This is a genomic window from Pseudomonas sp. NPDC090203 (assembly GCF_044746765.1).
Classification (GTDB): Bacteria; Pseudomonadota; Gammaproteobacteria; order Pseudomonadales; family Pseudomonadaceae; genus Aquipseudomonas; species Aquipseudomonas putida_AD.
Map to the genome: position 1 here is coordinate 323,733 of NZ_JBIVCV010000004.1, position 13,384 is coordinate 337,116.

Sequence of the window (13,384 nt, forward strand, 5' to 3'; positions counted from 1 at the left end):
TGATACCTTGAAGTTATCGATAGGAGTGAGGGTATGAGCGTCGAGCGGTCACCTCAGCAGTTGTTCAGCCGGTTGCGTTACAAGCATCTGCAGATGCTGGTCGTGCTGGGTTCGAGTCTGAATCTGCACCGGGCCTCACTGAGCATGAACATGTCCCAGCCGGCGGCGACACGCATGCTGCAGGAAATCGAGGACATGTTTGATTGCGAGCTCTTCGAGCGCCTGCCTCGGGGCATGCGACCTACGGCGCTGGGTCGCGAACTGTTGCGCTTCGCCGAAGCGGCGCTCAGTGGCCTGGATCGGGCCTCCGCGGATCTGGCGGCGCGCAAGCTGGGCGGATACGGCTACCTGTCGATCGGCACGATCATGGGCGCCGCTCCGGATCTGGTGATGAACGCGGTGGCCGAAATCAAGGCGCTTCATCCTCAGTTGCGCATTCGAATCATGGGCGACACCAGCGACCAGGTGGTGCAATTACTTGAGCAAGGGCGCGTGGACATTGCGGTCACGCGGCGCAGTCCGATCAATGATCGGGAACACTACGAGTTCGAGCCTTTGGGCAACGAGCGGCTGATTGCCGTGGTTCACAGCGGCCATCCTTTGGCCAAACGTCGAAAACTGGAGTGGAAAGAGTTGGTGACGGATTGGCCATGGATCCTTCAACCCGAAACCAGCCCCGCACGGATCGCCATCGAGCAGGCATTGCAACGCCTTGAATTGCCAATGCCAGCCGACATCATCGAATGCAGTTCGGTGTATTCGATGCAGCAACTGGTGCAACTCACGGACGCGCTGATGGTGCTTTCCGAGTCTGCGATGCGTGATTACTTGAAGATGGGGCTGGTCAAGGCCTTGCCTGTGACCCTCGACGCACACATGGCGCCGTTCGGTTTGTTACGCCGCAAGGATGAGCCGGTGAGCCGCGAGTTGCAGCATTTCATAGACCTGTTGCGAAAGCGTGCCTTTGAGGCGCCTTGAGCGAATGGCTGCTACCGATACCAAGCGGGTATCGCTCCTAAACAAAAATCGATTAGTCACGCATCGGCTAGCCACCTACAGTCGGACTTAATAAAAACAAATCTGGACGGACGCAGCATGACTGCAGAACGTTACACGGGCCCTGTCATCGACAGCCATATCCATTTGTTCGATGCCTTGCGACCTGAAGGAATCCCCTGGCCTGAGCCCGGCCACCCGCTTCATGGCGTCTCCCTTCCGCAAAACTACTGGGCACTCGCCAGCCAGCAGCAGATCATCGGTGCCATCGTGGTCGAAGCCAGCCCTTGGCGTCTGGACAATACCTGGTTGCTTGAGACCCTGCGCGATAGCCCCAAGATGCTGGGCTTTGTCGGCAACCTGTCGCCCTTTGATGCAGATTTTGACGATGACCTCGACTTTCTTGAGTCAGAACCGCTGTTCCTGGGATTGCGATACGGAAATCTCTGGGACAGGGATTTGCTGGAGGATCAAAGCCGCCCGGGGTTCATCGACGCCATGAAGAGGCTGGCGGCCAGCGGTCGAAGCCTGGACAGCGCCAATCCCGATCCACGCCTGATAAAGGCTTTGCTGCGTCTGAGCGACGCCGTACCCAACCTGCGCATTGTCGTGGATCACCTCCCCAACGCCGCAGTCCCTGAGCAGCAAATGGTGGATTTTCAGCGAGATGTGTTCGCGCTGGCCGAACGGCCCAACGTCTTTGCCAAGCTCGCGGAAATTCCTCAGCAGACCGGGCAGGGCGTTGTGAATGATCCCGCCTGGTACCGGGATCGCCTGGGCTATCTCTGGGAAGCCTTCGGTGAGGATCGGTGTTTTTTTGGCAGCGACTGGCCCAACAGTGATTCGATCACCGACTTTGCGAGCACGGTTGATCTGGTCAGGGATTACATGGCCGACAAGACGGTTGAGGTGCAGGAAAAGTTTTTCCTGCGCAATGTCGCACAGGCCTATTCGCTACCTGATCTGAAGAGGGCGGGATAATGCCGGTCCGCGCCTTTCGCATGAACCTCAATCCCGGCCAGGCCGAGGAATACCGCAAGCGCCACGACGAGATCTGGCCGGAGTTGATCGACGCTCTGCGCAATGCTGGCGTGCGGGATTATCGAATCTTTCTTGACCCCGAATCGCTGGCGCTGTTCGCCGTGCTGACCCATGACGATGAGCATCTGCTCGATAAGTTACCCCGCCTTGCGGTGATGCAGCACTGGTGGCAGCACATGCAGTCGATCATGCCCAGTCACCCTGACGCCTCACCCATCACTGTGGATCTGCTGCCCGTGTTCAGCCTGAATCGGGACTGAATACTTTGTCACGCCAATAACAAAAAAAAGGGATAGTGAACGTGGAAATCATTCTGCTCGGCGTTTTGTTGCATTTCATTGGAGGATCAGCCTCCGGCAGCTTCTACATTCCGTACAAGAAAGTGCGAGGGTGGAAGTGGGAAAGCTACTGGATCACGGGTGGGCTGGCCTCCTGGCTCATCGTTCCGCTGATCGCCGCCCAACTCACCGTCCCGGGCTTTGTCGACATCCTCCGCGAGGCGGACGGCGTCACGTTGTTCTGGACCTATGTGTTTGGCGTGCTGTGGGGGATCGGCGGACTGACGTTCGGCCTGACCATGCGCTACCTGGGCCTGTCACTCGGCATGTCCCTGGTCATGGGCCTGACCTCCGCTCTGGGGGCTCTGATGCCCGCGCTGTATCGCGATCTGTTCACCGATGCCAAGGCCGGCACGCTCAGCGAAATGGTGACCAGTTCAAGTGGTAACTGGGTTCTGTGGGGCGTTGCCGTCTCCCTGGTGGGAATCGCCCTGTGTGGTCGCGCCGGGGTGCTGAAGGAGCGAGAGGTCAGCGACGAGACCAAATTTGCCAGCATCAGTGAATTCTCCCTGAGCAAAGGCGCGCTGGTTGCGGTGATCTCCGGCGTGCTGAGCGCCTGCTTCAGTTACGGCATCAGCGCGGGTCGCCCATTGGCAGACGCTGCGGTGCAACACGGTGCCAACTCGCTGTTCCAGAACAACGTGACGTTCATGGTCATCATGTGGGGCGGGCTTACCACCAACGCCATCTGGTGCTTGTGGCTCAACAAACGCAATAACAGCTTCGGCGACTACGTGAACACGCAGACGCCTCTGCTGCGCAACTACTTGCTCGTCGCGTGCGCAGGAACGCTGTGGTTCCTGCAGTTCTTCTTTTACGGCATGGGTGAGACCAGGCTGCACAACGACGCCAGTTCATGGGTCTTGCACATGTCTTTCATCATCATCGTATCCAACTGCTGGGGGCTGTATTTCCGGGAATGGCAGGGCACCACGGCATCGAACAAAGGTGTGCTGGTCTCGGGTATTGCCGTGATCCTGGGCGCCATCGGTATGGTTGGTTATGGCAATTATCTGAGCTGAATCCTGACCGGACTCAGTCTTCGCTATCCAAGGAGTTTTCTATGTTACTGGCAGGCAAAACGGTCATCATCACTGGCGCTTCCCGCGGTATCGGTCGTGCCGCCGCGAAAGAGTGCGCAAGGCAAGGCGCTCGTGTGGTCATCGGGCACAGCGGCAGCGCGCAGGGCACTGAGGCTGCGCGCAGTCTGATCGAAGAAATAGCAGCATTCGATGGGCAAGCCGTCGAAGTGGGCAGCGATGCCGCCGATCCCGATACCGGCGATCGCCTGGTGGCCGGCGCACTCAAGGCTTTCGGCAGCGTCGATGTATTCGTCAACAACGCCGGTATCTGCCCCTTCCATTCATTCCTCGACATGCCGCGCGAGGTGTATCTCAAAACCGTGAACACCAACCTCAACGGTGCCTATTTCGCTGTCCAGGCTGCTGCGAATCAGATGAAGAAACAGGGCAAAGGCGGAGCGATCATTGCGGTCAGCTCCATCAGCGCACTGGTGGGCGGCGCCATGCAGACTCACTACACGCCTACCAAAGCCGGCCTGCACTCGTTGATGCAGTCCTGCGCCATTGCCTTGGGGCCTTACGGCATTCGTTGTAACTCCGTGCTGCCCGGCACCATTGCGACCGATATCAACAAAGAGGACCTCGCAGACGAGGAAAAGCTGGCCTACATGGAGTCCCGTACGCCACTGGGGCGTCTTGGCGAGCCTGATGACATCGCAGGCCCCATCGTGTTTCTGGCTTCCGATATGGCGAAGTACGTGACGGGCGCATCGCTGTTGGTGGATGGCGGGTTGTTTGTCAATTTGCAGTAGCTTTTGTCAATCGTGCTGACGCCCAAACCGCCTGCGGTAATATTGGGGGGATACACCATAGGTTTTAACAAATGCGCGGCGCATGCGCTCGTCGTCACCGAAGCCGGTTCGGCGCGCAATAACCTGGATGGAATCTGGCGCGGATTCCAGGAGACGCCTGACGGCTTCAGTGCGAAGTTTTTCCACTGCTCGGGCAGGGCTGTCGCCAGTCTCGCGAAGATACACACGTGAAAAATTGCGCGGGCTCATCCGTGCCGCCTCGGCCAAGGCTGGCACGGAGAGGTCACTGGTCAGGTTGTTGCGTATCCAATCGTGCAGGTCTTCAAATCGACCGCGCGCATCTTGAATTTGCTGACGCAGTTCAACACTGAACTGCGACTGACCGCCTGGTCGTTTGAGAAAGAGGACCATCGATCGGGCCACATTAAGAGCAGTCAAATGGCCCAGGTCGCTCTCGATCATGGCGAGTGCCATGTCTATTCCCGCGGAAACGCCGGCTGACGTCCAAATTCGGCCGGAGTTGACGAAAAGGGCATCCGGCTTGACTCGAATGGTTGGATGCTCCTGCTTGAGGAGATCACAGGCCGACCAATGCGTCGCCACCTCCAGGCCGTCCAGCACCCCGAATTTGGCGAGGATCAGGGCGCCCGTACAAATCGATCCCAGACGGCGTGGCTGATCCAGGTAAACGGCAAGACGTGATTCAAGCGAAGCGGTCGAGATGGGTGGCATTGATGGGTCAAAGCCCGCCAGAAGGAGGGTGTCGACGGTCTGGGGAGTTATCTGGTCAAGCGCGGTGGTGTCTACTTTCACGCCGGTATCGGTAGTGATGAGGCCGCCGCTCTCCGACACCACTGATACTTCATAGGCAGCGTACCCGACGTTCAGGCATGCGTCGCTGAACGCTTGTAACGGGCCGCAGATGTCCAGGAGCTTGGCGCGATCATAAGCGACTATGACAACCTTGAGCGGCGTCGGGGCCGGGGAGTGGCAAGCTTTTGAGGCCATGGTTCACTTTATGCCGTTTTGTCTGACGCATTCGGTTGCGGATTGTGCCCACAACGAGACAGCACATGATCCACAGTTTTACCCACCCTTACAATTCTCGTAGATACCTCGATCATTTACCCCCCAAGCACAGCGCAGTAAACCGAATGAGCTTGGCAGAATCCGAGGGGTGAATGTCATTGCAGGTGGCAACCGGTGGACACTAACATCTGAACCCTGGTTCGGGTGGATTTGCAGGGCACACCAATGATCGCGGATATCAAGGCTCCAGATAGCAGCATCGCTCGCCAGGCGGAAGAACTCGCCCGATCGGTGTCGAACGATACGCTATTCAATCATGTCATGCGCTGTTACTGGTTCGCTGAACTCTTTGCGCAGCAGGAGCGAAAAAAGGTCGATAGCGAAGAGATCTTTCTTTCGGCAGTGCTGCACGATTTAGGACTGACTGAATACGCTCCTGGCCCACACCGATTCGAGATAGAAGGCGCAACCGCAGCCCGGACTTTTTTGGGCGCGCAGGGGGTATCGGCGGATAGAGCGCAGAAGGTGTGGGATAACATTGCGCTCCACACATGGGACATGAACCAGTTTCGCGGCGATACAAGCCGTTTGATGCAATGCGGACTTGCCTACGACGTGTCCGGGGTTCCGGGTGCACAACTCGATGCTGCTGATGTCGCTGAAGTCTTGCGGCGGTACCCGCGGCTCGATTTCAAGCGGGCGTTCAACGAAAGCTTGAATCGCGAACTCGACTGTAAGCAGCCCTATCCGCATTGGTTTCACATATGTTCCCGCATTGAACACAACAGGTCCCCACTTACGATCGTGGACGCGCCAGTCGTATTGGGCTGGGCGCCATTCGATGAGTGAATATTGACTCGCGCCGGGTTGGTCGGTGCTGGTCGTTTTACTGCGGCGCGCGATCGTAGGGCCTCTAAAGGCCAGTCATCACGTCTGTGCTGTTCCTGAATAGTTAGAATCATGGCCTTTTTGCACAATATGGGCTGCACAACGGGAGTTTGAAAAGATGGCAAAATATTCCGAGTTCGAATTCAGGACCCAGCCCTGGTTTGATCCCGCCTGGTTCGATCGGGCAGGGTTCGTGGGATTCAGTAATTTTATTCCCATGAAGACCATCGTGATCCATTGCTTCGATCCTCGCGCATCCGAGATCCCTCAGGCGGTTGCCGATCATTTCGGGGATGAAGTTTATCCTGGCGAGAACATTCTCAATGAGGATGGCTACAAGGTCGGAAATACTCGAACGCTGTTTGCCGTGTCAAATGCGGGTGGCCGTGCTTTTTCTGCCCTGCAATCGGTCGTCACCATGGATTTCCTTTTTCAAGTCAAAAAGGTTGTCGTGGTGCACCATTCGTTCTGTGGCGCGACTGCTTTCACTCCAGACACCCTGGTCAAAGATTTTCACGATCATCATCACTCTGACATTTCTACGTTGTTCGATCACGACAGCCTTGCTATCGGACATTTTGAAGACTCGCTTAAACACGATCTCCAATTGCTTCGTGCCAGCCCGGCGGTACCCAAGCACATCGAACTCTATGGCTTCTTTTATGAAATAAACTCAGGGGAGCTGACCGAAGTCGCACGTGATATACCTGAGTGATTCGCAGATTTAATCCATCGTTCTGGACAGCCTCGACGACAGCCACGATTACCGCACTTATGTTCGCGGTGACCGTGGCTTTCATCAGTGTTGCGTCAACGTTCAAGTAACTATCCCGTCACCGCGCACGTCTTGAAGCGGCCACCCGATCCCGCTGTTCTGTACTCACCGTCTGCTGTTTACGGCGAGGATCTTCTGCGCGTTTGAATATGATAAGCATCCATGAAATTTTCCCAGTTCTTTATCACGCGTCCGATCTTCGCCGCCGTACTTTCGTTACTGATCCTGATCGCCGGTCTTATCTCGATGTTCCAGCTGCCGGTCAGCGAATACCCCGAAGTCGTACCACCCACCGTTGTGGTGCGTGCCAACTATCCCGGTGCCAACCCGAAGGTCATCGGCGAAACGGTCGCTGCACCGCTGGAACAGGCGATCACCGGGGTCGAGAACATGCTGTACATGTCCTCCCAGGCGACGGCGGATGGGCGTCTGACCCTCACTGTGACCTTTGCCCTTGGCACTAATCTGGACAATGCCCAGGTTCAGGTGCAGAACCGAGTGACCCGCACCGAGCCCAAGCTGCCGCAAGAGGTGACGCGCATCGGCATCACGGTCGACAAGGCCTCTCCAGACCTGACGTTGCTGGTGCACCTGGTGTCACCGGACAAACGCTACGACATGCTCTATCTGTCCAACTACGCGATCCTCAACGTCAAGGATGAGCTGGCGCGTCTGAACGGTGTTGGCGATGTAAAGATATTCGGTATTGGCGATTACTCGTTGCGGATCTGGCTTGATCCGGACAAGGTCGCCTCGCGCAATCTGACTGCCACTGACGTTGTGGATGCTGTGCGCGAGCAGAACCGTCAGGTCGCGGCCGGGCAGTTGGGCTCGCCGCCTGCGCCGAATGCCACCAGCTTCCAGATGTCGATCAACTCACAAGGGCGGCTGGTCAGCGAAGAAGAGTTCGAGAACGTGATCATTCGCAGCGGCCCGAACGGCGAGATCACCCGCCTCAAGGACATCGCCCGCATTGAATTGGGTTCCAACCAGTACGCCTTGCGTGCCTTGCTCAATAACGAGGAGGCGGTGGCGATGCCGATTTTTCAGCGTCCAGGCTCCAACGCGATCGAGGTCTCCGACCAGGTGCGCGCGACGATGGCCGAGTTGAAAAAGAGCTTCCCGGAAGGCGTGGACTACAAGATTGTTTATGACCCGACCATTTTCGTGCGCAGTTCGATTGAAGCGGTGGTGCACACCCTGTTCGAGGCGCTGATTCTGGTGGTGCTGGTGGTGGTCCTGTTCCTGCAAACCTGGCGCGCCTCGATTATTCCCTTGGTGGCGGTACCGGTATCGTTGATCGGTACGTTTGCTGTGATGCACTTGCTCGGGTTTTCGCTCAACGCACTGTCGCTGTTCGGTCTGGTCTTGGCGATCGGCGTTGTGGTCGATGATGCGATCGTGGTGGTTGAGAACGTTGAGCGAAACATCGAGTCTGGCCTGGAGCCGCTCGAGGCGACCAGAGTCGCCATGGGCGAAGTGACCGGGCCTATCATTGCCACGGCGCTGGTGCTATGCGCCGTGTTCGTACCAGCGGCATTCATCTCGGGGTTGACCGGGCAGTTTTACAAGCAATTTGCGTTGACTATCGCCATCTCGACAGTGATCTCGGCATTCAACTCCCTGACCTTGTCGCCAGCCTTGGCCGCAGTGTTGCTCAAAGCCCACGGTGAACCGAAAGACCGCTTATCCAGAGTGCTTGATCGCGTGCTCGGCGGTTGGTTGTTCTTGCCCTTCAACCGCCTCTTCGAGAAGGTCAGTCATCGATATGTAGCGACAGTGGGGCGGATCATTCGCAGCAGCGGCGTTGCACTGGTGGTTTATGCGGGCCTGATCGTCATGACTTGGCTGGGCTTCAACAGTACGCCGACCGGTTTCGTGCCTACTCAAGACAAGCAGTATCTGGTGACTTTTACCCAGTTGCCGGATGCCGCCAGCCTGGATCGGACCGAGTCAGTGATTCGTCGCATGAGCAGCATCGCGATGAATGAGCCGGGCACTGTTAACGCTGTAGGATTTCCTGGTTTGTCGATAAACGGGTTCACCAACAGTCCGAACGCCGGCGTGGAGTTCATCAGCTTGCGTCCGTTCGATGAGCGCAAGGATCCGGGCCTGTCCGCAGGGACGATCTCTGCCTCACTAGGCGCTAAGTTTGGCAGCATCCAGGATGCCAACGTTGCCGTGTTTCCTCCGCCGCCGGTTCGGGGTCTAGGTACGATCGGCGGTTTTCGTGTGCAGATCGAAGATCGCGGCAATCTGGGTTACGAGGCGCTGTACAAAGAGACGATGAACATCATCGCCAAGAGTCACGGTGTCCCGGAGCTGGCGAAGTTGTTTACCAGCTACACGGTTAACGTGCCACAGGTCGAAGCGGCTATCGACCGGGACAAGGCCAAGACCCATGGTGTGAAGATCAACGACATCTTCGACACCTTGCAGGTGTATCTGGGTTCGCTGTATGCCAACGACTTCAACCGCTTCGGCCGCACCTATCAGGTCAACATCCAGGCCGAACAGCAATTGCGTCAGGAACCGGAGCAGATCGGTCACTTGAAGGTGCGCAACGATCGCGGCGAGATGATCCCGCTGTCGGCCTTTGTGAAGGTCAGCTCGACCTCCGGTCCGGATCGTGTCTCGCACTACAACGGGTTTGTCACGGCAGAAATCAATGGTAGTGCTGCCCCCGGCTACAGCTCAGGCCAGGCCCAGGCTGCCATTGAGAAGCTGCTGAGGGAGGAGCTGCCCAATGGCATGACGTACGAGTGGACCGATCTCACTTACCAGCAGATCCTGTCAGGCAACACCGCGCTACTGGTCTTTCCGCTCTGCGTGTTACTGGCGTTCATGGTGCTGGCCGCGTTGTACGAAAGCTGGAGCCTGCCGCTCGCGGTCATCCTGATAGTGCCGATGACCCTGTTGTCGGCGATCGCCGGGGTGCTCATTTCAAAGGGCGACAACAACATCTTCACTCAGATCGGTCTGATCGTTCTGGTCGGTTTGGCGTGCAAGAACGCGATTCTCATCGTCGAGTTTGCGAAAGACAAACAGGATCGAGGGATGACGCCGCTCGATGCGGTGTTGGAAGCCTGCCGCATGAGGCTGCGGCCAATTGTTATGACGTCCGTCGCTTTCATCATGGGGGTGATCCCGTTGGTGACTTCAACTGGCGCAGGCTCGGAAATGCGTCGTGCAATGGGTACTGCAGTGTTTTCGGGGATGCTGGGCGTGACCTTTTTTGGATTGCTGCTCACGCCAGTATTTTTTGTTCTGATTCGTCGCCATATCGAGGGTAGGAATGCTGCTCGCGCGGTAATTTCACAGCCTGATGATCACTCATTGAAGCCGCAGGCTGCTTCATGAACGGTGGCGGCAGGGGGCCGCTCGCCAGCGACGGAATGTAAACCGCGTGCTGGCGGCGGGTGCATCACTGGCGCAAAAGTAGCCAGACGGCGGTGAGGCTGGAGGTTTTTTGGTTGGGGTCGATCAATTGATCGACTCGATCTTTTCGCCCAGCAAAGCTTCGGCAACTTTCTTGTTCAATTGCGCGACCTGAACGTTTCCGGAGGCATGGGCAACCACCGTCGTTCCGGTAATAAGGCTCAGGAACTGCGCAAGCATTATGTCGATCTGGTCGGGCTCCACCAACTGCTCCAGCCGGGTTCTGATAAACCGGGCCCACTCTTCAAAGTGAGAGCTCACTTTTGTGCGCAGGGTGATCGACGCTTCATCGCTGAAGTCGTTGAGGCCACGGGCAAAGGCGCACCCTCTGAAATCCTGTTCGGAAAACCAGAACTCCAGGAAGTCGAAAATGGCCAGCAGTTCCGCTCTGGCATCGCCGCCCACACGGGCCGCATAGAGATTCAAATTCTTGAATCTCAACCCGTGCCAGAAATCCAGATAGGCGCACATCAGATCGGATTTCGAAGGGAAGTAATTGTAGAAAGTGCGCTTGGACACACCACTTTCGGCAATGATTCGATCGATTCCGACCGTATGGACGCCACCCTCATTGAACAGGGTGATCGCTGTCTTCAGGATGCGGTCCCGCGGCTTGAGAGCGGTGAGCTCCTCCAGGCGTAAATCTTTGAAATCCGGGTCATGGGTCAGCATGGAAATCCTCCAGCCTGCAACCTAACACTGAGTACACAGATCTGTCTACTTTTCTCTTGAGTTGGTAGACAGATCTGTGTACTTTTGCCTGGCTGGTTCAGACCAGTCAGAAAACTCATAACACCGGAGACTGCAGATGCCCAATTTCAATGATTTTTCGTTCAAGGCCCAACCTTGGTTCAACGAGGCGGAGTTTCGCCCGCAGTTCGCCAAGGCGGTGAATTTGCGCACTATCGTTATTCACTGCTTCGACCCGCGGGCGTCGGAGGTTCCGACCGTTATCGCCAAGCACTTTGGCGAAGTCTTTCCAGGTGAGAACATCCTTGATGAAAACGGCAATCGGGTAGCGCATACCACGACGCTATTCCCTGTGTCCTGCGCCGGTGGCCGCGCAGTTGCCGGTCTGCAGTCGATCGCGACTATGGTTCATCTGTTCGGCATTGAGCGGGTCGTGGTGGTGCATCACTCGTTCTGTGGTGCTACATCCTTCACCACCGATGGCATCATCGATGCGTTCAAGCATGAACATGGCAGTGATATCTCGGCAGCCTATGACCACAACAGCGTCTGCATTTCAGATTTCGAAAGTTCGCTCAAATACGATGTTGGCGTCGTACGTGCCCACCCAGGCGTGCCTAAAGAAGTGAAAATCCACGGCTTCTTCTACAACATCGATAATGGCGAATTGACTGAAGTGGTCAGCGACATTCCAGGCTAAACCGTCGCCTTTGCGAAAGCGGCGGCCACCCTTGCGTGGTCTGCCGCTGCTCATCGTCTATCCGCCGCATCCCCCCATCTCCCAATGCCAATCGAACCGAGCACTGCTCGGTTTTCAGGTTAGGCCTGCATTCAGAAAGCGGTATGCCCGCTGAACGGTTACGGATCTGTATTGACATTGAGAGCATATGCTCCTACTTTGAATCACATGGGAGCATATGCTCCTATTTATTGAAGAGCACAGGCTCACACCTAATTGAGGATCACGATTATGGGCGCAGAAATTCTTGTAAGCGGTGCAACCGGACGCACTGGCGGGGCGGCGATCGATGAGCTGCTGAGGATGGGTAAGCGCGTACGGGCCTATCTGCGCTCGGATGACGACAGGGCAGCGGCGCTGCGTGAACGTGGGGTGGAAATTGCCTTGGGCGACTTCACTGATATCGATGCCATTCGCGCCGCAATGGAAGGTATCCGCTCGGCATACTTCCTGTATCCATTGGCACCTGGCATTGTCCAGGCGGCAGCCTTTTTCGCTCAGGCGGCAAAAGAGGCTGGCGTGCAGGCTATCGTAAACATGTCGCAGATCTCCTCGAACCGGGATGCCAAAAGCCATCTGGCCCAGGACCACTGGATGTCGGAGCGTGTGTTTGACTGGTCGGGTGTACCGACCACTCATCTTCGTCCAACTTTCTTTGCCGACTGGCTGTCCTATCCTCACTTCGCCAAGGAAATCTGGGCCACGAAGAAAATCCAGTTCCCGTTCGGCAATGGCCGCCATGCGCCCATTGCCAGTGATGACCAGGGGCGGGTGATTGCCCACCTTCTGGCTAAGCCGCAGGGTCACGAGGGCAAGATCTACAGCCTTCACGGCCCGGTCGAAATGAACCATACCGAAATCGCTGCAGCCATGAGCGAAGTGCTGGGCGCAAAAATCGAGTACGCACCTGTCTCGATTGAAGAGTTCGAGCAAAAAATGCAACAGGACTATCAGTTCCCGCCGGCTCTCGTGCAACATTTGGTCGAAGTCGCCCAGGACTACCGCGACGGTGTCTTCGCTGGTGTAAATGACGTAGTGGAGAAGGTCACTGGAATCCCGGCGTTGTCCGTGCAAGCATTCGTCGCTAAATATCGGGATGCCTATGTGTAACCCGAACGTCCGTGACGTTGATACTTCCAAGTCTTAGAGAGGAAATACCGTGATGCTGCCGGCTAGCCAACCCCTGGGTATCGACCAGTGCAACTGTTCCGCAATCAGGAAGGCGAGTCGGCAGATCACCCGTTTCTACGATGCGATGCTCGAACCCTCCGGGCTTCGCATTACCCAATACCTGACTCTGGCGGCCCTCAGCGAGCTGGAGAGTGCGGCTATCAACGCGCTGGCCGAACGGCTCGACATCGAGCGCACGGCAATGGGAAAAATGACTGGTTTGCTGGAGCGCGATGGATTGATCTCGATTACCCCCTCGCCACTCGATGCCAGGAGTCGCGTTGTGCAACTCACCAAGGAGGGGCGTGAACTGTTTCAAAAGACGTTGCCGCTTTGGGAAGAAGCTCAGCGGCAGTTCACGCAGCTCAACGGCGTGAAAACCGTCAATTCGCTGCGGCGCGATCTTGCGGTCATGGTCGTGGGTGATGTCGGATAGAATTGATCGG

Annotated in this window: 13 protein-coding genes; 11 read left to right on the top strand and 2 right to left on the bottom strand. The window is 56.7% G+C overall.

Annotation, left to right across the window (positions count from 1 at the left end; translation table 11 throughout):
- Positions 1–33 precede the first annotated feature (33 nt).
- The 5 genes from ACIPO9_RS09305 to ACIPO9_RS09325 all read left to right on the top strand — a co-directional run bounded on the left by ACIPO9_RS09305 (position 34) and on the right by ACIPO9_RS09325 (position 4,209).
- Positions 34–978 carry a LysR family transcriptional regulator gene (locus tag ACIPO9_RS09305; protein ID WP_400780284.1) on the top strand — a complete coding sequence of 315 codons (945 nt, stop codon included), beginning with the start codon at positions 34–36 and terminating at the stop codon, positions 976–978.
- Positions 979–1,095: 117 nt separating this feature from the next.
- The gene (locus ACIPO9_RS09310) at positions 1,096–1,977 is read left to right on the top strand and encodes an amidohydrolase family protein (RefSeq protein ID WP_400780287.1); all 882 of its coding nucleotides are present in this window, start codon (positions 1,096–1,098) and stop codon (positions 1,975–1,977) included.
- Positions 1,977–2,297, top strand: coding sequence for an L-rhamnose mutarotase (gene rhaM / locus ACIPO9_RS09315; RefSeq protein ID WP_400780290.1), 321 nt, complete (start codon positions 1,977–1,979; stop codon positions 2,295–2,297). Before ACIPO9_RS09310 ends, rhaM begins: the two co-directional genes overlap by 1 nt.
- A 41-nt stretch (positions 2,298–2,338) precedes the next feature.
- Positions 2,339–3,397, top strand: coding sequence for an L-rhamnose/proton symporter RhaT (gene rhaT, locus ACIPO9_RS09320; protein WP_400780292.1), 1,059 nt, complete (start codon positions 2,339–2,341; stop codon positions 3,395–3,397).
- Between the two features lie 41 nt (positions 3,398–3,438).
- Positions 3,439–4,209: an SDR family NAD(P)-dependent oxidoreductase gene (locus ACIPO9_RS09325; RefSeq protein WP_274130461.1), complete on the top strand. Its 771-nt coding sequence runs from the start codon at positions 3,439–3,441 to the stop codon at positions 4,207–4,209.
- Between the two features lie 6 nt (positions 4,210–4,215).
- Here ACIPO9_RS09325 and ACIPO9_RS09330 read toward each other — a convergent pair whose 3' ends face one another.
- The gene (locus ACIPO9_RS09330; protein ID WP_400780295.1) at positions 4,216–5,217 is read right to left on the bottom strand and encodes a GlxA family transcriptional regulator; all 1,002 of its coding nucleotides are present in this window, start codon (positions 5,215–5,217) and stop codon (positions 4,216–4,218) included.
- A 246-nt stretch (positions 5,218–5,463) separates the two neighbouring features.
- Here ACIPO9_RS09330 and ACIPO9_RS09335 point away from each other — a divergent pair, with 246 nt between their 5' ends.
- From ACIPO9_RS09335 to ACIPO9_RS09345, 3 genes are all read left to right on the top strand, one after another.
- Entirely contained in the window at positions 5,464–6,087 is a 624-nt protein-coding gene (locus ACIPO9_RS09335; RefSeq protein WP_400780298.1) for a hypothetical protein, read from the top strand.
- 157 nt (positions 6,088–6,244) lie between these two features.
- Positions 6,245–6,841: a carbonic anhydrase gene (locus ACIPO9_RS09340; protein WP_400780300.1), complete on the top strand. Its 597-nt coding sequence runs from the start codon at positions 6,245–6,247 to the stop codon at positions 6,839–6,841.
- Between the two features lie 222 nt (positions 6,842–7,063).
- Positions 7,064–10,261 (top strand): efflux RND transporter permease subunit, encoded by a 3,198-nt coding sequence (locus tag ACIPO9_RS09345; RefSeq protein ID WP_400780303.1) that lies wholly within the window; start codon positions 7,064–7,066, stop codon positions 10,259–10,261.
- 123 nt (positions 10,262–10,384) lie between these two features.
- Here ACIPO9_RS09345 and ACIPO9_RS09350 read toward each other — a convergent pair whose 3' ends face one another.
- Positions 10,385–11,011 (bottom strand): TetR/AcrR family transcriptional regulator, encoded by a 627-nt coding sequence (locus ACIPO9_RS09350; RefSeq protein WP_400780305.1) that lies wholly within the window; start codon positions 11,009–11,011, stop codon positions 10,385–10,387.
- 136 nt (positions 11,012–11,147) lie between these two features.
- Here ACIPO9_RS09350 and ACIPO9_RS09355 point away from each other — a divergent pair, with 136 nt between their 5' ends.
- The 3 genes from ACIPO9_RS09355 to ACIPO9_RS09365 all read left to right on the top strand — a co-directional run bounded on the left by ACIPO9_RS09355 (position 11,148) and on the right by ACIPO9_RS09365 (position 13,374).
- Positions 11,148–11,729: a carbonic anhydrase gene (locus tag ACIPO9_RS09355; protein WP_400780308.1), complete on the top strand. Its 582-nt coding sequence runs from the start codon at positions 11,148–11,150 to the stop codon at positions 11,727–11,729.
- A gap of 267 nt (positions 11,730–11,996) precedes the next feature.
- Entirely contained in the window at positions 11,997–12,878 is an 882-nt protein-coding gene (locus ACIPO9_RS09360; RefSeq protein ID WP_400780530.1) for an NmrA family NAD(P)-binding protein, read from the top strand.
- A 52-nt stretch (positions 12,879–12,930) separates the two neighbouring features.
- Entirely contained in the window at positions 12,931–13,374 is a 444-nt protein-coding gene (locus ACIPO9_RS09365; RefSeq protein ID WP_400780532.1) for a MarR family winged helix-turn-helix transcriptional regulator, read from the top strand.
- Positions 13,375–13,384 lie beyond the last annotated feature (10 nt).